Source organism: Lentzea indica, assembly GCF_012184385.1.
Lineage (GTDB): Bacteria > Actinomycetota > Actinomycetes > Mycobacteriales > Pseudonocardiaceae > Lentzea > Lentzea indica.
Map to the genome: position 1 here is coordinate 37,611 of NZ_VSRL01000035.1, position 20,138 is coordinate 57,748.

18 protein-coding genes are annotated in these 20,138 nt (G+C 68.6%); 5 read left to right on the plus strand and 13 right to left on the minus strand.

All coding sequences use genetic code 11. From position 1 onward, the window contains the following. The first annotated feature begins 94 nt into the window (after window positions 1-94). The 4 genes from arsM to FXN61_RS12800 all read left to right on the plus strand — a co-directional run bounded on the left by arsM (window position 95) and on the right by FXN61_RS12800 (window position 2,237). A complete protein-coding gene (arsM, locus tag FXN61_RS12785; protein ID WP_167973546.1) occupies window positions 95-868 on the plus strand; it encodes an arsenite methyltransferase in 774 nt (257 codons plus the stop codon). A 39-nt stretch (window positions 869-907) separates the two neighbouring features. Beyond that, window positions 908-1,237 carry a hypothetical protein gene (locus FXN61_RS12790; protein ID WP_167973548.1) on the plus strand — a complete coding sequence of 110 codons (330 nt, stop codon included), beginning with the start codon at window positions 908-910 and terminating at the stop codon, window positions 1,235-1,237. Beyond that, the gene (locus tag FXN61_RS12795; protein WP_223165413.1) at window positions 1,234-1,554 is read left to right on the plus strand and encodes a MerR family transcriptional regulator; all 321 of its coding nucleotides are present in this window, start codon (window positions 1,234-1,236) and stop codon (window positions 1,552-1,554) included. Before FXN61_RS12790 ends, FXN61_RS12795 begins: the two co-directional genes overlap by 4 nt. 347 nt (window positions 1,555-1,901) lie before the next feature. Continuing rightward, window positions 1,902-2,237 (plus strand): YnfA family protein, encoded by a 336-nt coding sequence (locus tag FXN61_RS12800; RefSeq protein ID WP_167973589.1) that lies wholly within the window; start codon window positions 1,902-1,904, stop codon window positions 2,235-2,237. A 6-nt stretch (window positions 2,238-2,243) separates the two neighbouring features. Here FXN61_RS12800 and FXN61_RS12805 read toward each other — a convergent pair whose 3' ends face one another. The 13 genes from FXN61_RS12805 to FXN61_RS12865 all read right to left on the minus strand — a co-directional run bounded on the left by FXN61_RS12805 (window position 2,244) and on the right by FXN61_RS12865 (window position 17,176). Then, window positions 2,244-2,945 (minus strand): ankyrin repeat domain-containing protein, encoded by a 702-nt coding sequence (locus FXN61_RS12805; protein ID WP_167973550.1) that lies wholly within the window; start codon window positions 2,943-2,945, stop codon window positions 2,244-2,246. Between the two features lie 16 nt (window positions 2,946-2,961). Continuing rightward, window positions 2,962-3,645, minus strand: a complete 684-nt coding sequence (locus tag FXN61_RS12810) for a cation efflux transmembrane domain-containing protein (protein ID WP_167973552.1) — start codon at window positions 3,643-3,645, stop codon at window positions 2,962-2,964. Next, entirely contained in the window at window positions 3,642-3,986 is a 345-nt protein-coding gene (gene cmtR / locus FXN61_RS12815; protein WP_167973554.1) for a Cd(II)/Pb(II)-sensing metalloregulatory transcriptional regulator CmtR, read from the minus strand. The genes FXN61_RS12810 and cmtR overlap by 4 nt, the downstream gene beginning before the upstream one ends. A 66-nt stretch (window positions 3,987-4,052) precedes the next feature. Then, complete coding sequence (locus tag FXN61_RS12820) at window positions 4,053-4,415, minus strand: hypothetical protein (RefSeq protein ID WP_167973557.1); 363 nt, start codon at window positions 4,413-4,415, stop codon at window positions 4,053-4,055. 14 nt (window positions 4,416-4,429) lie between these two features. Beyond that, entirely contained in the window at window positions 4,430-6,094 is a 1,665-nt protein-coding gene (locus FXN61_RS12825) for an AbeC-like domain-containing protein (protein ID WP_167973559.1), read from the minus strand. Further along, window positions 6,091-6,639, minus strand: a complete 549-nt coding sequence (locus tag FXN61_RS12830; protein WP_167973561.1) for a hypothetical protein — start codon at window positions 6,637-6,639, stop codon at window positions 6,091-6,093. The genes FXN61_RS12825 and FXN61_RS12830 overlap by 4 nt, the downstream gene beginning before the upstream one ends. 115 nt (window positions 6,640-6,754) lie before the next feature. After that, entirely contained in the window at window positions 6,755-8,395 is a 1,641-nt protein-coding gene (locus FXN61_RS12835; protein ID WP_167973563.1) for a phospholipase D-like domain-containing protein, read from the minus strand. A gap of 124 nt (window positions 8,396-8,519) precedes the next feature. Further along, window positions 8,520-8,915 carry a hypothetical protein gene (locus FXN61_RS12840; protein WP_167973565.1) on the minus strand — a complete coding sequence of 132 codons (396 nt, stop codon included), beginning with the start codon at window positions 8,913-8,915 and terminating at the stop codon, window positions 8,520-8,522. Between the two features lie 193 nt (window positions 8,916-9,108). After that, a complete protein-coding gene (locus tag FXN61_RS12845) occupies window positions 9,109-10,104 on the minus strand; it encodes an RHS repeat-associated core domain-containing protein (RefSeq protein ID WP_167973567.1) in 996 nt (331 codons plus the stop codon). Beyond that, window positions 10,080-14,030: a DUF6531 domain-containing protein gene (locus tag FXN61_RS12850; RefSeq protein WP_167973569.1), complete on the minus strand. Its 3,951-nt coding sequence runs from the start codon at window positions 14,028-14,030 to the stop codon at window positions 10,080-10,082. The genes FXN61_RS12845 and FXN61_RS12850 overlap by 25 nt, the downstream gene beginning before the upstream one ends. A gap of 425 nt (window positions 14,031-14,455) precedes the next feature. Continuing rightward, the gene (locus tag FXN61_RS12855; protein WP_167973572.1) at window positions 14,456-15,865 is read right to left on the minus strand and encodes a sensor histidine kinase; all 1,410 of its coding nucleotides are present in this window, start codon (window positions 15,863-15,865) and stop codon (window positions 14,456-14,458) included. Beyond that, the gene (locus FXN61_RS12860) at window positions 15,862-16,533 is read right to left on the minus strand and encodes a response regulator (protein ID WP_167973574.1); all 672 of its coding nucleotides are present in this window, start codon (window positions 16,531-16,533) and stop codon (window positions 15,862-15,864) included. The genes FXN61_RS12855 and FXN61_RS12860 overlap by 4 nt, the downstream gene beginning before the upstream one ends. A gap of 253 nt (window positions 16,534-16,786) precedes the next feature. Further along, entirely contained in the window at window positions 16,787-17,176 is a 390-nt protein-coding gene (locus FXN61_RS12865) for a hypothetical protein (RefSeq protein ID WP_167973576.1), read from the minus strand. 164 nt (window positions 17,177-17,340) lie between these two features. On the opposite strand from FXN61_RS12865, the gene FXN61_RS12870 reads away from it, so the two are divergent. Further along, the coding region (locus FXN61_RS12870) for an AfsR/SARP family transcriptional regulator (protein WP_167973578.1) at window positions 17,341-20,138 on the plus strand (2,798 nt) is incomplete at its 3' end.

Sequence of the window (20,138 nt, forward strand, 5' to 3'; positions counted from 1 at the left end):
CCCTTGCTTCGACATTTTTCAATATTGACGGCGCTTCAGGTTCTGCGCAACACTGTATCGACAGACGTCGATACAGCCTGGAGGAGTGTCACCGATGAGCCAGCAGACTGAGCTGCGTGAGACCGTCCGCGCCCGTTACGCCGCAGCCGCGACCGCCGTCGCCCAAGCGGGAGGCGGGTGCTGCGGTCCGGGGGGCGTGGAGGTCGACGAGAACTTCGGCGCCACGCTCTACGCCGCGGCGGACAGGGACCAGCTGCCAGCGGAAGCGGTCGCGGCCTCGCTCGGCTGCGGCAACCCCCTCGCGGTCGCCGAGCTCCGCGAAGGGGAGAGGGTGCTCGATCTCGGCTCCGGAGGCGGCATCGACGTTCTGCTGTCCGCTCGCCGAGTCGGACCGACCGGCAAGGCCTACGGCCTGGACATGACCGACGAGATGCTCGCGCTCGCCCTGGCCAACGCCGGCAAGGCAGGCGCCACCAACGTCGAGTTCCTGAAGGGCAACATCGAAGCCATCCCGTTGCCCGGCAACACCATCGATGTCGTGATCTCCAACTGCGTCATCAACCTCTCCGTCGACAAGCCCGCCGTGTTCGCTGAAACCTTCCGCGTCCTGCGCCCTGGCGGCCGCATCGGCATCTCTGATGTGGTCGCCGACGACCACCTCACGCCCGCGGAGCGGGGTGAGCGCGGGTCCTACGTCAGCTGCATCGCCGGAGCCCTCACCTTCACCGAGTACCGCGAAGGGCTGCAGGCCGCGGGCTTCACCGACATCGAGATCACGCCGACCTTCGAGGCCGCGGACGGAATGCACTCCGCGATCGTGCGCGCGACCAAGCCGGCCGAGTCCGCTGCCGGCTGCGGCTGTCAGTGACTTGCATCTGGTACCCAGGTACAGGCTTACCGTCGAGGCATGAGCACAGAAGCTGAGCCTTGGGCCCCGCAGGCCTGCACGTTGCCCACCGAGGAGCGTCCTCTGCGCGTCGCCGAATTCGACGCGTTGTTCACGGAGGCGGTGCGGAGCGTTCGGCGCATCGACGTCACGTCCGTGTCGCTGGAACTCGAGCCGCACGCGGCCTCGCGGGCAGCTGACCTCGTGGTGCGGGAGACCGGATGCTGTTCGTTCTTCACCTTCAGCTTGGTCGCGACCGGCGGCAGCCTGCACCTGGAGATCAGGGTTCCCGCCCAGCACGCCGACGTGCTCGAGGCGCTCGCGGCGCGAGCTGAAGGGATGTCGTCATGACCGGGTTGCGTGCCGGGGAGGTCGCCGATGCCGCGGGCGTGAACCGGCAGACACTGCGGTACTACGAGAGGGTCGGCCTCCTCGCTGAACCTGACCGGACGCTGGGCGGGCACCGGGTCTATCCGGCGGAGACGGTGACCGTCATCCGGGTCATCAAGGCCGCCCAGCGGCTCGGCTTCACCCTCGACGAGGTCGCCGAACTGCTCGACCTCGGCGCGCACCGGCACGGCAAGTCAGGGCTGCAGGCTCGCGCGACGACCAAGCTGACGGAGGTCGAGGCCAAATCGCGGACCTGGAGATCATCCGGGACACGTTGAAGGCCGCGGTGGCGGCGGGTTGCGACGACCTCATCGCGTGCTCGCACATTCCGTCCTGTCCGTTGCCGTTCGCTGGTCTTGCCGAGGGGAAGGCCGCCGATGCCGGCTCCTGCTGCTGACCAGACCCGCCGGTTCGTGTGGTTGGCCGGTGCAGCGTGCCTCGTGTGTTGTCTGGTGCCGGTCCTGGGCGTCGCCGGGGTGGCGGGCTTCCTCTCGGCGATCGGCTTTCGAGACGTGTTGACCGGCCTTCTCGTCGCCGCGGTTGCCGGCAACGGCGCGTGGTTGGTGGTTCGGCGTCGGCGGCGGCACCGCTGCGCCGGTGACGGTTGTGGCTGTCAGACTTCCTGATCATGACGGTTCTGCGTTCGGTGGTGTTGTTCGTGCTCGCCGCGGTGGCGGAGATCGGTGGCGCTTGGCTGGTGTGGCAAGGGCTGCGGGAACACCGCGGTCTGCTGTGGATCGCCGGAGGTGTGCTGGCGCTCGGCGCGTACGGGTTCGTCGCGACGTTCCAGCCGGATCCGAACTTCGGCCGCATCCTCGCCGCGTACGGCGGAGTCTTCGTCGCCGGGTCACTGGCGTGGGGCGTGGTGATGGACGGTTTCCGGCCGGATCGATGGGACTACATCGGTGCGGGCATCTGCCTGATCGGCGTTGCCGTGATCATGTACGCGCCCAGGGGCTGACTCGGGTCATTGAGCGGCTGACTTCGCACCCCGCTCACGCAACCAGAGCACCAGGTCGGTCGCCTCACTGCGCTGTGCCGCGTCCAGCGGTGTCATCGGTTCCCACGGCGGTATCCAGTTCAGCTCGGCACCGTGGCCGAGAAGGTATTCCGCGCACTGCCGTTGACCGCCATGGCACGCGCCCCAGAACGCCACGTTCACTTCTTCGCTCGTGGCACCGGGGAAGTAGGTCTTCACGCGATCGAGGAGGCCGAGCGTTGCGGCGTCGGTGAGGGTGGTCGTGGCACCGCGCTCAACGAGCCGACGGGCGGCGCGCCACTGCGCGAACGCTCGCGCGTCGGCCAGCGGGGTACCGCCGGCGATGACGGCGCCGTCGGTCTCGATGTCGGCTCCGGCGTCCAGCAACGCGTCGAGCGCCTCGACGTTGTCACTGCTGGCTGCCCAATGCAGCGGTGTTTCCGTGTGTGAGCCTTGGAATCGTGCGTTCACGTCGGCACCAGCGTCGACGAGGGCGACGATGGTGTTCGCGACATCCGGAAAGTGGCCCGGCCAGTCCGTTGCGATGTGCAGCGGCGAACGGCCGTTGATGCGTGCAGTGGCGATTTCGGGATGGTCGTGCAGCAGCTGTCGGAGACCGTCAACGTCTCCGGTGTGGATGGCAGTGGTCAGTGCCGTTGCGAGTCGGTCGTGAGCAGGCAGCGTCGTCATTGCGTCTCCCCATGATCTAGCAGCAGTGCTCGCCTCGCCACGCTTCGCGGCCTTCCTTCACCGCGACCGCCGCGATCACCAGCGCCGCGAGCGGATCGGCCCACCACCAGCCGAACAGGCTGTTGACCACGAGTCCGACGAGCAGCACGCCGGACAGGTAGGTGCACAACAACGTCTGCTTCGAGTCCGCCACCGCACTCTTGGATCCGAGCTCACGCCCGGCACGCCGCTGCGCGTAGGAAAGTCCCGGCATGACTGCCAGCGAGACGGCGGCCAGCACGATGCCGACCGTCGAGTGGTCCGCTCGTTCCCCGCTCCAGACGGACAGGCTGGACTCGACCACGACGTAGGCGGCGAGTGCGAAGAACGACACCGCGATCACCTTGAGTGTCGCGCGTTCCCTCGCCTCAGGATCCTTGCCCGAGAACTGCCAGGCCACGGCGGCGGCCGAGGCCACCTCGATCACCGAGTCGAGCCCGAAACCGATCAGTGCCGTGGACGACGCCACGGTGCCCGCGGCGATCGCGATGATCCCCTCGATGACGTTGTACGTGATGGTGGCGCCCACCAGCAGGCGAACGCGTCGCGTCAGCACCGACTTGCGTTCAGGGGCGATGATGGCCGCGGGCGTGGATGCGCAACATCCATCCGCGCCGCCGCTCGAATCGACGACAGGCAGTTCTTCGCGCTGCTCGCTCATCGTGCGACGGCTTTTGTGCTCACCGCGTCGTCCACGCAGTCGACATCGGTGTCGACGGCGAGCACGACGTCCACCAGTTCGCGCAGTGCGCGCGCCAGGTGCGGGTCGGCGAGGTCGTAGCGCACCTGCCTGCCCTGGTAGGTGGCGACGACCAGGCCGCAGCCGCGCAGGCACGACAGGTGGTTCGACACGTTCGACCTGGTCAGCTCCAGCTGCTCGGCGAGCTGCGCCGGGTAGCCGGGCCCGTCGAGCAGGGTGACGAGGATCCGGCACCGAGTCGGATCCGCCAGGGCGCGGCCCAGCCGGGCGAGGGCCGCTCCACGCGTTTCACAGGTCAGCATGGGCAAGACAGTACAGCAAGTGGTGAATAGTTCTCTTCGGGGGTGTTGAGCGGCAGCCCTCTGGCGTCAGCCGCCGAACGCCGAATCGACGGACCTGGTCAGCTCGCCGACCGTCTCGACCAGCGGGGCCACGGGCCTCACCATGTTGTTGAGCCGCTCGAGAGTTCGCGCGATCACACCGCGATCGGGCTCGTCCGAGTCCAGCTCGCCCTGCAGTTCCTCGGCGACCGCGACGGCCGAGCCGGGGACCTCCTCGCGGTGCTGTTCCAGCAACGTCATCAGCTGGGTCATCAGCTCACCGGTTGCCGGCGCGGCGGTGAAACTCTGGCCGTGGCTGATCGCGCTGGCGTGCGGGCCGACGGCCTGGTTGCCGACGTTGCTCACGCCGCCGGACTGTTGGATGCCGTAGTTCGGAGAGTTTTCCGGCACTGGCTTCCCTTCTCTCACGCCGGCTTTCCAGCGGCGGGTTTGGGCGCGGGGAACTGCACAGTCGCGGTGGCCTCGCTGCCGATGGCCTGGTTGCCCACGTTGCTGACGCCGCCGGTCTGGATGACGCCCTGGTTGAGGATCGTCATCTGGCGGTTGCGGAACTCGGTGGTGTCCACGCCGCGCTCGTCGAGGAAGTCCAGCAGCGTGGCCAGCGCGTGCCGCTCGATCAGCTTGAGGTGCTTGGCGGCGTCGGTTTTCTGGAAGTAGTTGTGGTAGTTGGCGTCCGCGGCTTCCTCGCGGACGCTGAACCGGGCGCCGTAGTTGTAGCCGAGATCCTGCTGGGCGATCGCCCGTTCCACGGCGCAACGTCGTTCCCAGCGCCAGCGGAAGGTGAGGTCGCGCACCACGCGGACGGGAGCACGCGGCACCGCGCTGGACACCCCGCTCGCTGCCCTGGCCAGAAGGCGACCGATCGCGCCCGCGGTGAGCACCGGGCTCATCCGGTCCACGTCGTGGTACTGCTGCCACAACGGTCCCAGCACGGTCCGGTCGCACTGCAGGTAGAGCAGCCGCCCGTCGGTGGAGAAGTGCAGGAACGTGCTGGCGACCACCTCACCGCCCCACGACGGGACCTGTGCGCAGAGGTAGTGCCTCGCCGAACCGTGCGGGCGCGCGGCGAGCTGAGCCAGGTCCCCGTCGGACAGGTGCTGCAGGGGCGGCTGATCGCGCTCGGGCAGCAGCGCCGGGTGCATGGTGAGCGCGTTGCCGCTGACGAAGGCCCGCTCGGTGAGGAGCAGTCCTGGCAGCTCGTCGGGCTCCGCACCGATGCCGGTCAGCCGGTCCCGGACGTGGGTGACCAGTTCGCCGATGTCGAGCGGCACCACGCTCTCGCCGTCAGCGTCGGTGTCGGAGTCACGTCGCAGCGACGGCAGGGCGAACGACCACGTCGACACGATCGGACCGTGGCCTATGAACGGGGTGAAACCGTCGTAGATCGTCACGTTGCCGCGTTCGGCCTCGTCGATCGCCGCCAGCCGGTCGGACAACCACTCCTGGCTGGACGGCAGCGGCGGCGCCTCTTCTGGCCGGAACGCGGTTCGGGTGAGCTGGCTCAGCAACGTCTGGCGGGTCTGCCACTCGCTCCACACCATCAGCGCGTACAACACCAGGCCTGTCAGCAGCGCGAGCCACGGCAGGCCGACCAGCCAGTCCGCGACCGGGGGCTCCGGCTGCGGGGTTCTTCGCGTCGGCTCAGGTGCGACGCCGAGCGCGGACACGATCGACACGGACAGCAACAGCATGATCGCCAACGCGATCAGGGCGACCACGACGTCGCGCAGCCTGCGGGACTCCCCGGCGCGGCGGGCCAGGCTTCCGCCGATCGGCAGGATCGCCAGCAGCGCGATGATCGTCCACAGTGGAGAGAGAACCAGTGCCAGCACCGTCGCCGCGAGCAGGCACCAGTCCCGCACCCGGCGTTGCCGGACCCCGGCCAGCGCGTGCAGCAGCACAGGGCGCAGCGAGAAACCGACGGACGGCGCAGCCGCGTGCAGGTCGTCGTTCAGCAGCGCCTTGGTCATCCGCTCGGCGAAGCGCTCGTCGGTCCTGGCCGCGATGCACAGATACCGAGTCGTGTCGTCGGGGAGAAGGCGGTTGGCTGGCTCATCGATCCCCTTCACCAGAACGACTTCGGTGCGGTGACACGGCTTTCCTTGCTCACGGTGTTCCGGCGCTGCGAGACGACGACGGCGCCGAGCACCAAGCCGAACAGCACGCCGAACGTGGCCGACGCGCTGAACAGGTTGAGAAAGAACTCGTCCGGCCGGTCAGACCCGTAGTACGGAGAGGTCGACCGCTCGTCCAGCAGAGCCAACCCGACCGCCGCGGAGCCCAGCTCGGCGACCACGGCGCTGAGTGTCGTCAGCCCCACGGTGGTGACGAACAGAGCCGTGCCGCCCGCGGTCACGCTGACCCAGCGCGACATCCTGTTCAGCCCGGCCACCGCCAGCGCCACGAACAGCACCGCCCGCATGTTCGCGAACCAGAACAGGAACGGGCCGACAAGATCCACGTCCACGTGCCAGCTCGGATAGGAGAACATCACGGTGACGAGGCGAAGGGCCGAATCGGCGTCGGACAGCGCGACGATGAGATCCCGGTTCAGCCAGGGATTGCCGACCAGCAGGACGTAGCCGAGCAGCACGGCGACGCCCGGTGCGAGCAAACGCGGTAAGTGAGGATCCCCCTGTCCTGCCACACCAGCAACCTAGAGGTCATACCGGTTCCGGGGCGAGGGCCGATCGGCGTAGGTATGACGAGAAGAAGTGGTCCTGCTGCCATCACCGGAAAAGCAGGCGCTGCCGGTGGCTGGGTGTCGTCGTGTCGTAGTAGCGGCTCACCCAGCCGTCGTCGGGCTTGAGGAACGCCACCTCGTCGGACTTGCCGAGGCGCTGGCGCAGATAGCGGAAGTAGTAGTGGTTGAAAATCCGCATGAACTCGCCGAGATAGATGTCCGCGACCCTGGTGTCGCCCTGGATCACGAGCATGTTCTCGTCGTTCTCGCGGACGGACGGGTCGCTGAAGTTGCCCGATCCGGTGATGACGAGCGGGTCGTCGCTGAGCGGGTCGACGAGCATGAACTTCGTGTGGCTGAACCGGACGTGGCCGTTGAGGCCGGTCAGGTGCTCGCGTGTCCAGCGGTCGAGGATCCCGGTGGTGAGCAGTGAGCCGACGGCGACCTTCACGTCGCGGTCGACGTCGAACCGGATCTCGTCCTCGCCGGGAGGGCGCTCGAGCACCAGGTAGCGCAGCACGTCGGACTCGGGTTCGAGTGCTTCGGCGATCTTGTCGTGCACGCCGAACGCCGCGGTCATGAAGAACGACCGGGTGGCGCCACCTGCCTGCGAGGCGTACCAGTCGATCATGTCGAGCGTGGTGCGCGGGCTGAACACGCAGCTCGTTCCTGCCACGGGCGGGATCGCCGGCGTCGGGCCCGCCGTGGTGTTGGCCGGCCGGATGTCCGCGTAGCCGGGGTCGTCGGCGAGCCGGGTCCAGTAGTCCAGATAGGTGGCGGCGGTGGCAGGGTCGCGCAGCAGGTGACCGACGTTGGACTGTCCGAAGAGGCCTCCCCAGGTGATGTTGGTCGACCCGGTCCACACCGCTTGCGGCTTGTCGTTGCGCAGCAACACGAAGAACTTGTTGTGCGAGATCGAGCTGTTCGTAGTGCGCGGGATCATGTGGCCGGCCAGACCGGCTGCCTCGACGGCGGGTTCGGTGCTCTGCCAGACCTTCCGCTTCTTCGGGTCGGGGTTCGCCTTCCCGCGCCGGTCGTAGATGATCCGCACGTCGACGCCCCTGTCGACCGCGGCCTTGAGCTCTTCGAGCACGTGCGGGTAGTTGAACTCGTAGACAGATCCACGTAACGCGTGGCCGGGCCCCTTGGCGGAACGGACGAACGCGATGAGCGCCTCCTCCAAGCCACGCGAGAGCCAGTCGTACGCAGGGTCCGTCCGATCGTTCTCCCGGGGTTTGCGCTCCCCGAACTCCCGCACGTACTGCTGACCCGCACCCACGCCGCGGTTGAAGTGGATCGCGTGCCCGCCCTGGTCGACCGGCTCGGTCCGCACCTCGACCGTCACCTCGTGCCGGATCTCGAGGTTCTTCGGCTTGCCGTACAGCGCGACGACGCGGTACTCGTAGCGTCGGCCGGGCTTGGCGGTGTAGTCGCCCCACAGGAACGACTGCACGGGGTGCTCCAGCAGGCTCACCGGTGTGCCCGGCGGCACGCCCTTCGAGGTCTCCTCGAAGACCTTCATGCCGCGCAGCCAGTACCGTTCCTTTTCCTTCGGATCCCAGCGCTCGATCGCGAACCCGAGCAGTCCGCGGCTGCTCCTCTTCGCGAGGTCGAGGCCGAGCAGGACGACGTACGAGCCGGCGATCGCGTGGACGCTCAACGGACCGGCGGTGTTCCTGATGCGCATGGTCGTTCCTCACTGCACGGCACGCCGGCCCGCTGTGTCCCCGACAACACGACCAGCACCAGAGGAATCGGTCCTGATGGGTGCCGCATTACAGCGCCAACGAGCACCACGTTCCGCTGGCACCTCACCTCGTTCCGCGCAGTGCGCGGCTGACCACCTTGTCGGCCTCACGGACGTGGGCCTCGAACCTGGCATAGGGGACACCCTCGCCGAGGCTGATGTACTCGAGGTACACGGTGTACTGGCCGTAGCGAGCCCAGAAGACCCATACGGTGCAACCAGATTCCTTCGCACCGATGCACGACAGGTTGGCGGCGTGAGCACTGATCCCGGCGGGCACCTCGGCGTCGCTCGGGGTGGTCACGTAGTCGTCACCCAGGCCGTTCTTGGGGTTGTCGAAGCGGAACGCCCACTCGGCCCGCCAGACGCTGTCGTGCCGCCGGGCGCCCTGCACGAGTCTTGGTGCCCTTCCGTTCCTGTTCCATTCCCGGACGTCGGCCAGCTTCCGTGCACCGTCCACTCCGGATCGCCGTCGACCTCGGCGGGCCCGGGGAGCAGCAGCTGGTCGAGCGCGACGTCGGGGCCGCGCTGCCCGTCGAGAGCCGACTGGTACACCACGGTCGCGGTGCCGAGCAGCAGGACCAGCACGCAACCGAGCCCGAGGGCCAGACGCGCGCGGCGGCCGGCCCTCGGGGTGTTCTCCGGTGTGTCCGTCACTTGCGCGGCACCACGTGCTTTGCCGCATCGGGAACGGGTTTGAGCAGGAACAGCTCGGTGAGCCTGGCGCGGATCCCGTAGTCGATGTGGTCCGGTTCCAGCCGGTCGGGGGCGTACCGCCCGCCGAGGTCGATGCCGATCTGGACCGTGATCACGTCGCCGGGGTCGTTACCGCCCGCCGGTCCGCCTCCCGCCGCGCCCTTCTGCAGGTCGTCGCCGGTGAACGCGGCCTGGATGCCGACGTAGCCGTAGTGGATGTTCGACCACACGTCGTAGAAGATGCGGTAGGGCTTGCCCGGCACGTCGGAGTACAACGAGTCGGGGTCGCCTTCCGACATGCCCCACTTCTCGCGGATCTTCGGCTTGTGGTCCCACGGGCACAGCTTCTGGCAGACCTGCAGTCCCCACGAGATCTCGGCCGCCACCTTGGACTGCTCCTGGTCGTACTTCGTCACCCAGAACTCCCACCACGGCGACTGGTACCGCGAGAACTCCAAGTTCTGTTTGATGCCACGGACCACGTGCGACTGGGCGTTCGTGACCATCTCACTGTGGATGTACATCAGGATCTGACAGTACTCGGACTGACTGAGCCGGCAAGGAGCCTCCCACGGCGCCTTGTCCCACTGCCCGGCGTCGGCCGACGGAGGCAGGGGTTCCGGATCCGTCACGCCACCGCCGCCGTCCGCGATCGGTGCGCCGCCGGTCGGGTCGATCAGCATCGTCGGCCGGTTGAGCACGTAGGCGTAGGTGGACGTGGTGGGCTGCCGCAGCGACGAGGGCTCGGGGTCGAGACCGCCGAAACGTCCCGTCGACGAGTCGTAGACGCGAGCAGGCAGTGCGTAACGGCCGTCCAGCGCGGGATCGGCGTAGGCACCGGTGAACCGCAACGGGTTCGTGCCACCGGCTCCACCCGCGGTGCCGTTGTCCCTCGGCTCGCCGAACGCGCCGTAGTCGTATTTCTCGGTCACCGCGCCGGCGGGTGACAGCACGGCGGCGACCCCGCCGAGCCAGTCCGGTGCGTACGAGCCGACTCCGTTGTCGAGCGTGGCGAGCGCACCGTGGCCCGGCGCGGGCAGGTACCCGCGGGTCGAGTCCGAGGTGAGCCAGGGCCTGTCCCCGTTGACGTCCCAGGACCACGCGCGATCACCCGACGAGATCCGGAGCGCGTCGCCGTCGTAACGGAAGTCCGTCGTGCGACCCGCCACGGTGGCCGATGCGAGCGTGTGGTCCAGGTTGTAGCGGAACGTGTCCTTGCCCGCCCTGATCTGGTTGCCCTCGTCGTCGTAGGCGAACGTGCGGGTCGTGTTGTTGGTCTTCTCCTCCACGAGCTGGTCGGCGTCGTCGTAGTTGTATTTCGTCGTGCTGGCACCCATGGTCCCGGTCTTGACCTGGCTGACCCGGTTGCCGACGGCGTCGTAGCCGAACCGCGCGGTCCCGGTTGCCGACGGGTCGCAGCCCGGTTGTCCGCCGAGCAGGCCGGCGCCGCCGTAGCAGCGGCGATGACCCGATCGGCCTCGTCGTAGAAGTAGCCGGAGGTCTCGGAGGCGTCGCCGCGGGTGGTGATGATCCGGGTCGGGTTGCCGACCGGGTCGCGGGCGATCTGGTACGCGGCCACGCCGTGCGTGTTCATGTCGACCAGGCGACCCGCGTTGTCGTACGCCCGCTCGGTGACCAGCCCTGGAGCTGTGGTCTTGCGCAGCCGGCCGGACGGGTCGTACTCGAAGGCGTAGGTGACGGGTGTGGTTCCCGCCCTGCCGCCACTGGCGGTGAGCTGGGTCAGCTGACCGGCCTTGTCGAACCCGGACGACACGGTGGTGCCGTCGGGCCAGGTCCGCGTGGCGACGTTGCCGTCCCGGTCGTAGGTGTAGCCGTACACCTGGTCTCCGCGGGTGACCTTGGTCAGCCGGTCCCGCTTGTCGAACTCCTGGACGCGCACGCCCGCCGGGTCGGCGATGCTGGTCGGCCGGTTGCGGGCGTCGAAGCCGTAGGCGTAGACCGGTCCGTCGACGCCGAGCTGTCGCCGCACCCTGCGGTTGAGCGAGTCGAACGTCTCGATCGTGGTGCGCGCCTTGGCATCCCCGCGACCGGCGTTGACCGTCTTGACGAGGTTGCGTTCCTCGTCGTAGCCGAACGTCCGCGTCCGCTCCAGCGGATCGGTGACGGAGACGAGCTGGCCGAGCCGGTCGTGGCGGTACTCGGTCTCCCTTCCCAGCGGATCCTTCCTGCTGACGACGGAACCGTCCGCGCCGTAGCCGTAACGGGTGGGCTCGTGCCCGTCCGGTCCGGTCACCGCGACGAGCTGGCTGGCGTCGTCGTACTTGTAACGGGTGACGTGGTTGTTGGCGTCGGTGGAGCTCGTCACCCTGCCGTTGGAGTCGTACTCGAAACGCGTGGTGTTGCCGAGCGGATCCGTTGTGGCGACGAGGTTCCCGTCCACGTCGTAGCCGTAGCGGACGGCGAAGGCCGACGGATCCGCACCCGGCGCGTTGCCCCGCGGATCGGTCTTGGTCACCACCCGGCCGTCGTCGTTGTAGGACCACGTGGTGGTGCCGCCGGTCATCGACACCTTGCGCAGCGGGTTTCCCGCTGGGTCGTAGACGACCTTCGACTCGCCGCCACCCGCCGTCTTCACCGCGGAGGGACGGCCGTTCGCGTCGTAGTCGATGTCGGTCCTGTTGCCCAGCGGGTCCACTGTGGACGTGACGTTGTCGGTGTTGTCGTGCCGGATGGTGGACTGGTTGCCGAACTCGTCGGTGGCGGTCTCCCTGCGGTCCAGCGCGTCGAACCCGGAATCCACGTCGGCCGAGCCACCGCCGGGGTAGGGACGGGACGTCCGCACCAGGTTGCCGTTGTTGTCGTAGAAGTACCGGGTGGTGAACTGTGCCGGGTCGGCGCCCGGTGCGTTGCCCCGCGGCGACACCGTGGTCGCAAGCCGACCGCGGTGGTCGTAGGTGTACGTCGCCCGGTTGCCTTCCGCGTCGACGCGGGAGATCTCCCGGCCGGCGGGGGAGTAGCCGGTCTTCGTGACGCTGCCGCGCGGGTCGATCACCGAGATCCGCCTGTTCAGCACCTTGGCGTAGGTGTAGAGGGTCGTCCTCTCCAGCGGGTCGATGGTGCGCACGAGCTGGCCGGCGTTGTCGTACACGTTCTCCTGCGGCCGCTCGTGGCCGGGTGAGTGCACCGTGCGGACGCGGTCGAGTGCGTCATAGCCGTACTTCGTGGTGAAGTCGTGCGGGTTCGCGCCAGGGACGTTGCCACGCGGCTTCGTCTCGCTCAGCCGCCGTCCTGTCTTGTCGTAGGAATACGTGGTGCGTGCACCAGTGGGCGCCGTGCGCGCCACCATGTTTCCGGCTTGGTCGTAGCCGAAGGTGGTGACCTTGCCGCGCGGGTCGGTCATGCGCGTCACCAGGCCACGGCTGTCGCGCTGGTAGGTGGTCTTGTCGCCGGAGGCGGCGGTCTCCTGTTCCACCTCGTCGTACGGCGAGTGACCGAACTGCGTCGTGTGCCCTTCGCCGTTGGTCAGCGAGGTCGGGTTGTTGCGTCCGTCGTAGGTGGTGCGCTCGGTGAAGGAGAACGGTTCCGGCGCGATGGCCGAGGTCCTGTTGCCCGCCGCGTCGAACCCGCGTTCGCGCTGGTTGCCTCGCGCGTCCACGGTCAGACTGGGATCGAGCGCGGCGGAGTAACGGGTGTTGACCGCGTCACCGTTGCCGTTCTGCGTGTACACGAGGACGTTGCCGCGATACCCGTCGAAGACCACGACACCGTCGGGGTCGGTCACCTTCGACTCCTGACGCCCGGCGTCCCACTCGAACGTGGTCCTGGCGCCGTCCGCGTTCGACTGCGCCACGACACGACCTGCCGCGTACTCGTTGGTGATCTGCGCGTGGCCACGGGGATCGACCACTTTCACCAGCACTCCGCCGGCGTAGACGTGCGACCAGGTGTGCCCCTGCGCGTCCTGCACCGCCGACAACCGGCCGTCCTCGTAGCTGTACTGGGTCTTCCGCCCGTCCGGCAGGGTGATCTTGCTGACCAGCCCGGCCGCGTTGAGCGAGACCACGACGACCCGCCCCGCCGCGTCGGTGATCCGCCACTCCGCCGCGGAGTGTCCGATGTGGACGCCGTGCCCGCGGGCGTTGGTGATCGACGTCAGCTTGCCGGCGGCGTCGAACGCGTACACGATCTGGCCGGGCGTGGTGAGCCGCCACGTGTTGTCCGGCAACGCGGTGAGCGTCGAACGCACACCGGGTGGCCTGGTATAGGAACCGTCGGCGTTGCGTGTGTAGGTCACCTGCGCGCCATCCTCGGCGCGCACCGACACGGACGTTTCTCCACTGGCGGGCGGGAACACGCGGGCGTCGTAGGTCCACGCCCATCCCTTGCCCAGCGTCCCCGAACCCTGGTTGGCCGAGGAGTACGTCCTCTTGACCTGGAAGGGAACCGCGAAGGACGCCATCTGGAAGTCCTGCTGCGACCAGTGGAACGCGCCGGTCGCGGTGTTGACGCCGACGCCGCGCACGGACTGTCCCGGGACGGATGCCGCCAGCGCGTTCGGGCAGCCACACCCGGCCGCCTGTGACGCTGGCATCTCGGGCGGCACCTCCGTCCGGCGCGCCACAGCCTGGTTGGACGGCGCCGAGACGACCTCACTGCCGTCCTGGCGCGTCACGGTGATCGTCACGGAGTAACGCTTCCCCGCCTGCAGCACCCACCCCGCCGATGCGCCGAACGCACGGCAGAACCGGCGCGGCTCACCGCACCTGGGCAGCTCCGACGTCGGCTGGGAGTGCTGCTCCTGACCCGTTTCCGGATCCAGGACGGTGGCACGCCACTCTCGCCACGAATCGGTGTCCGTGCCGTTGAAATAGACGACGAGTGACGTGTCGCCGAGTTCGAAACCCGGTCGTGCCAGCATTTCTTCCGCGCCACCGGCATCGGCGTCGCGCCTCGCAGCGGCCGGCTTCGGATCACCTTGTGCGGCAACCAGCGGAGGTGTGATCGGCGGCCTTTCCCCATTCTTGCCGCCGTGGAATGGCAATGCCTGCGGCGGTAGTGCCCGTTGCTGTGGCGCGGCCCCGGCAGGCGCGTTGACCTGCGGCGCTGCTGCAGCATATGGTAAGGCCACAGTGGACTGTGATAAGAGCGCAAGCGCGCATAACAACACAGCATGGCGCATAAGTGATTCCCCCAAGAGTCACATGCTTTCCCCGTCTCGGACCATACGCCCGCCGAGATCACGGCCGGTACCGTCATGTGGCCCCAACGACGTGGCGCGCACGGGTGAAGATCAGGACTGGGGGCCAGGACGCGGATTGGCCGGAAAGCCGTGGCTGCCTCAGCTCACGAGTGCACCGGCTGGTGCTCGCCGAAGATGAGATCCCAGTCCAGCTCCGGCCGGGGAACCGGGCGTGGTTCGGGGATGTGGCCGTGTGTCGAGATGATCGAGCCGTTGAGGTACTGCCACACCTCGTCGCCCACGCGCTGTTGCGCCATGACGGCGGCTTTCCTCGGTTGCGGGATGCCGGTCGGAATCGTTGCCACGAAACGGATTCCGCGGAAACCTTCGGCGTCGGTGGCCTCGAGCGTGCCGTGATGCCTGGTGGCGATGCGACGGGCGATCGCGAGCCCGAGACCGGCGCCACCCGCGGCACGGGTGCGGGCCTCGTCGAGCCGGGTGAACCGGTCGAAGACGCGTTCCCTGTCCGCTTCGGGGATGCCGGGACCGTCGTCGATGACCTCGAGCGTCGCGGAAGGCCCGCCACGCAGGCGCACGATCACCGCCGTGCCCGCGTGGCGTTCGGCGTTGTCCAGCAGGTTGCCGAGCAGCCGGGACAGCTGCGCGCGCCGCCCAGGAACGAGTACGTGGTCGTCGGCTTCCAGGGTGACCATCCCCCGGCGGGAGATTTCCCGCTGCACCACGGCGGTGAGGTCGACGGTGTCCTGTTTGTCCAGTGCGTCGGCGTCCAACCTGGCCAGCAGCAACAGGTCCGTGGTCAGCTCCTGCAGCCGTTCGGTGTCCTCCAGCGCCGCCTTCACGACGGTGGGCCAGTCCGCCATGTGTGGATGCGACAGCGCGATCTCCAGCTCGGCCCGCAGCGCGGCGAGCGGGCTGCGCAGCTCGTGCGAGGCGTCCGCGACGAACCTGCGGGTGTCCTCGACGGTGCGGTGCACCCGGTCGAGCGTCTCGTTCAGCGTGGCGCCCAGCCTGGCGATCTCGTTGTCGGAGGACGGCACAGGGACGCGCCGGGTGAGGTTGTGCTCGTTGATCTCCGCCACCTCGGCACGCATCACCTCCACCGGCCGCAACACCCGGCTGGCCGCGGCCAGCACCGTGACCGACACCAGCACGGTGATCGATGCGAGCACGCTGAGCAGGGTCGTTGTCGCGCTGTTCAGCTGCAGCTGCGCCTCGTATGCGGTCGACCGTGCCTCCTCACTGCTGCGTTGCGGCCCTTCTCCGATCAGCTGATACGGGGTCTCGCGGAGGTCGGTGAACGGCCACAGCGACAAGTCCGGCCGCACTTCGGTGCTGGCGTACCGGACCAGCATCCCCGGCGTGGCGACAGGCGTCTGCTCGTGCAGCTGGACGCAGTTCACGCTGGAACACATGTAGTGCAGGCGCGAACTGTCCGCGGTCTGGGTGATGATCTGCTGGCGTTGTGACACCAGCATCAGTGCCCCGGCGAGACCGATCAGCAGTGCGGTGATCACCGTGGCCAGAACGGTCACCTTGACCTGCAAGGATTTCATCGATCCACCAACCGGTAGCCGACGCCGCGCACAGTGGTGATGCTCCGCCGGTCGAACGGTGTGTCGATCTTGCGGCGAAGCGCGCTGATGTAGACCTCGACGAGGTTGGGGTCGGGGTCCTGCGCCGCGTCCCACACGCCGTCGATGATCTCCGACTTGGTGACGACCTCGTTGGTGTGCCTGAGAAGGAAGTTCAGCACCGAGAACTCCTTGGCCTTCAAGTCGATCCGCGTGGTACCCCGGTGGCACTCCCGGCTGACCGGATCGAGCACCAGGTCGCCGGCCCGCAGCACCACCGGCTGGGCGGTGCGCGACCGCCGGGCCAGCGCCCTCAGCCGGGCCACCAGCACCACGTAGGAGAACGGCTTGGTCAGGTAGTCGTCCGCGCCGGTGTCCAGGCCCTCGGCCTCGTCGAACTCGCCGTCCTTCGCGGTGAGCATCAGGATCGGCGTCCACACGCCCGCGTCCCGCAGCTCCTGGCAGACCCGGTAGCCGTTGAGACCGGGCAGCATGATGTCCAGGACGATCACGTCGTACGGGTGCTCCCTCGCCCGCCACAGCCCGTCCGTGCCGGTGCGCTCCACGTCGACGGCGAACCCTTCGGCGGTCAGGCCGCGGGTGAGCAGGTCGGCGAGACGGGGATCATCTTCCACGACGAGCACGCGCATGTGGGCAGCCTGCCGCATCCCTCGTGATCGAGTCCTGAAATTCGGTTCAGGATCGTTCAGCGTCCCTTCAGGTTCACCCTGGCAAGCTCTGCGTCGTGGACGAGGGGATCCACGATCGGGGGAGAAGGTGGCGGCGCCGCTGGGGGAGCAGTGCTGCCACCTTCTGATCCGTTGCCGGATTCGGCGGGAGGAAACGGCCGTGAGGGCCAGGACGGCGGCTGCTCGCCTCGTCCTGACCCTCAATGCCGATCGATCAGGAGTAGGCCCCGCAACCGTTGCTGTTGCAGGCACGAATCAGGACCGACGTGGCGCCTCCGATGTAGAAGTCGAAGTGCGGCCTGGTGGAGGACTGCAGCACGGCGATGCTGCCGTTCGTGTACCTGACCCTCACCTGCACGAAGGTCTCGCCGTACACCGTTCCCCAGACGCTGCCGTAGTACGCGTTCCCGATCTTCCCCAGGTCGTCGCAGACCTCCAGGTAGGCGCCCCCGGGAGAGGTCCGCACACCACAGTCCACCTGTGCCGCCGACGCGGTCGCAGGGTCGCCCGCGGTGGTGCTCGCCTGCGCTGGGCCCACGAGTGCGACCAGGGCGGCGAAAACGAATCCGAGGACCACGAAGACCGACTTGCGTGAACTCGTCACGGTTTTTGTTTCCTTTCGGCTGAGTTGCCAACGACGGGACGTCCCCCCATTGGTCTTGCGGTCGAAAGGCTCGGCGAAGCCGGTTCAATCGAGGTCCAATCCAGGTTCAGCCATCGCGGGACGAGCTGGTCGACCGTGGACTATCGTCGAACGCGGGGGTGGGGATGTTCCGGGTTCTCGGCGCGGTCGACCACGTCGCCTCTGACGGCACCGGGCTGAGCTTGGCGGCGAAACCGAGGGCTCTGTTGGCGGCGTTGCTGTTGCACGCCAACAACTGGGTCCGAACCGAACGGCTGATAGAGGCCGTGTGGCCCGACGGCCCGCCGCGTTCGGCGCCAGGACTCGTCAAGACCTACGTGTGGACTCTGCGCGGGCAGCTCGACGGCGAGCGGATCGCGGCCGGGCCGGGTGGTTACCGCATCCTGGTCGATTGCGGTGAGCTCGACGCACGTCTGTTCGAGGAGCGCGTTCGCGAAGGCCGCGCGGCGTTGCGGGCAGGTCGGGCGCAGGATGCGGCACAGGCGCTGGGAGCGGCACTGGAGCTGTGGCGGGGCGAACCGTACCCGCAGCTGGGCGTCGCTGACGCGGAGCCCGTGCGCGTGCGGCTGGTCGAGCAATGGCTCGGCGCCCAGGATGATCTCGCCGAGGCGAGGATGGCGCTGGGGTTCGCCGAAGAGGTGATTCCCGTGCTGCGCGGCCTCGTCGCCGAGCACCCGTTCCGCGAGCATCTGCGGGCGTTGCTGATGACGGCGCTGTACCAGACGGGCCGCCAGGTCGAGGCGCTCGACGTCTACGACGAGGGCAGGACGCTGCTCGACCGCGACCTCGGGCTGTTGCCCGGTGCGGAGCTGCGCGAGGTGCAGGCCAGGATCCTGGCCCAGGACCTGGGCACGCGGAGAAACCACCGGCCCCCCGCCCAGACACCTTGCGCGCCCGCCGGGTTCACCGGCCGCGCCGACACCATCGCGGCGCTGGACCAGCTACCGGAACGTGGTGGCGTCTGCGTGGTCACGGGCCTGGCAGGGGCAGGCAAGACCGCGTTGGCCGTGCACTGGGCCCACAGCGTCCGCTCACGGTTCCCCGATGGGCAGCTGTACCTGGATCTGCGTGGCCACAGCGTTCCGGTGATGCCGCTGGACGCACTCATCCGGCTGCTGACGGCGCTCGGCGTCGACCGCGACTCGCTGTCCACCGACGTCGACGATGCGGCCGCGACGTACCGCACCGTTCTGTCCGGCAGGCGGATGCTCATCGTGCTCGATGACGCCCTCGACGCCGATCAGGTCCGCCCGCTGCTGCCTGGCACTCCGAGCTGCCTCGTCATGATCACCAGCCGGACTCGTCTCGACGGTCTGGTCGCCCGTGAAGGCGCCGACCAGATCGTTCTGGACGTCCTCACCCCGTCCGACGCCCGCGCCGTGCTCGAACAGGTCCTGGGGCCGGCCCGCGTCACCGCCGAACCGGACGAGGTCGACGAACTCGTGGAACTCTGCGTGCGGCTGCCCCTGGCCCTGCGCATTGCCGCAGCCGCGCTGCTCGCCAGGCCGGAGCGCTCGATCGGTGACTACAACCGCAGGCTTCGCGAGGCCGACCGGCTCACGGCACTGGCGGTGCCCGGCGACACCAGCACCGCCGTGCACGCCGCCTTCAGGTTGTCCTACGTGGCCTTGCCCGACAGCGCCAGGGAGTTGTTCCGGCTCCTGGGCCGCATGCCCGGCATGGACATCACCGCCGAGGCCGCGGCGGTCCTCGTGGGCAGCGACCCGGATCTCGACGTCCTGTCCGCCGCACATCTGGTGCGTGAGCACATGCCCGGCCGCTACACCTTCCACGATCTGCTGCGCCTCTACGCGGCAGAACGATCCGACGCCGAGGACGACCCGAGCCACGTCGCCACCCGCGTGGGCCGGCTCCTCGACTGGTACTCCAGGACCGTCCGCGACGCCGCGGACACCCTCGACCCGACCCGCCCCCGGCTACCAAGTGAAACCGCACCGACCGCGACGACCTTCCCGGACGCGACCGCGGCGAAGTCCTGGCTCGACGCAGAAGGACCCAACCTCGCCGCCGTCGCCGACCACCTCGGACCAGACGGCGAGGCCTGGCTGATGGCCGACGCGCTGCGCGGCTACTTCCTGCGCAGCAACGGCGTCCACTGGCAAGCGGTCGTCAGCGCCGGCCTGCGTGCCGCCGAGATCGCCGAGGACGATGCCGCGCTCTCAGCGATGCACAGCAGCCTCGGTGTCCTGCACTGGACCCGCGGCGGGTTCACCTCCGCCGGCGAACACCTGCACGCCGCCATTGGCCACGCGGCCAAAGCCGGGTGGACGCCAGGCGAGATCATCGCCGCCACGAACCTGGGGCTGGTGCGCAACAGCACCGGTCCGCTGGACGAGGCCGCGGACCTCCTGGTTCAGGCCGCGCAAGCCAGCAAGCGAACCGGCGACACCCGGCTACGCGGCCACATCCTGATCAACCTCGGCGGCACCAGGCTCGGCCAGGCCCTCCTCGACGACGCCATCGCGTGCTTCCAGCAAGCGTGCGACGTGCAGACGAATGCACTGCCGATGGTGTGCCTGGCCGAAGCACACCTGTTCCGAGGTGACCTCGACGCCGCCGACGACCACATCGACCGCGCCCTGGCACGAAACCGCAGCCAGCCCAACGATCACGAACACGCCCTTGCCCTCGAAATTCGCGCGCGCCTGGAGCTGCTGCGCGGCAGACCCGAACAGGCACTCGATCTGCTCGACCGCGCGACCGGCCTGGTCGACGGCCACCCGCTCTTCGCCGCGGACGTGCGCAACCATCGCGGCACCGCACTACGTCATCTCGGCCGCACCGACGAAGCGCTCACCGAACACCGCACCGCACTGGCCCAAGCCCGCCACCACGCCCGCGCCGAGCTCGACGCCCGCGTCGGCCTCGCCCGAAACCCACCTCCAGCGCGCCGAACTCTGCA

What these genes read in the sequence shown, in the direction of transcription:
- arsM (WP_167973546.1), top strand. Translation starts at nt 95, where the DNA reads ATGAGCCAGCAGACTGAGCTGCGTGAGACCGTCCGCGCCCGTTACGCC.
- FXN61_RS12790 (WP_167973548.1), top strand. Translation starts at nt 908, where the DNA reads ATGAGCACAGAAGCTGAGCCTTGGGCCCCGCAGGCCTGCACGTTGCCC.
- FXN61_RS12795 (WP_223165413.1), top strand. Translation starts at nt 1,234, where the DNA reads ATGACCGGGTTGCGTGCCGGGGAGGTCGCCGATGCCGCGGGCGTGAAC.
- FXN61_RS12805 (WP_167973550.1), bottom strand. Translation starts at nt 2,945, where the DNA reads ATGACGACGCTGCCTGCTCACGACCGACTCGCAACGGCACTGACCACT.
- FXN61_RS12810 (WP_167973552.1), bottom strand. Translation starts at nt 3,645, where the DNA reads ATGAGCGAGCAGCGCGAAGAACTGCCTGTCGTCGATTCGAGCGGCGGC.
- cmtR (WP_167973554.1), bottom strand. Translation starts at nt 3,986, where the DNA reads ATGCTGACCTGTGAAACGCGTGGAGCGGCCCTCGCCCGGCTGGGCCGC.
- FXN61_RS12835 (WP_167973563.1), bottom strand. Translation starts at nt 8,395, where the DNA reads ATGCGCATCAGGAACACCGCCGGTCCGTTGAGCGTCCACGCGATCGCC.
- FXN61_RS12850 (WP_167973569.1), bottom strand. Translation starts at nt 14,030, where the DNA reads ATGCTGGCACGACCGGGTTTCGAACTCGGCGACACGTCACTCGTCGTC.
- FXN61_RS12855 (WP_167973572.1), bottom strand. Translation starts at nt 15,865, where the DNA reads ATGAAATCCTTGCAGGTCAAGGTGACCGTTCTGGCCACGGTGATCACC.
- FXN61_RS12860 (WP_167973574.1), bottom strand. Translation starts at nt 16,533, where the DNA reads ATGCGCGTGCTCGTCGTGGAAGATGATCCCCGTCTCGCCGACCTGCTC.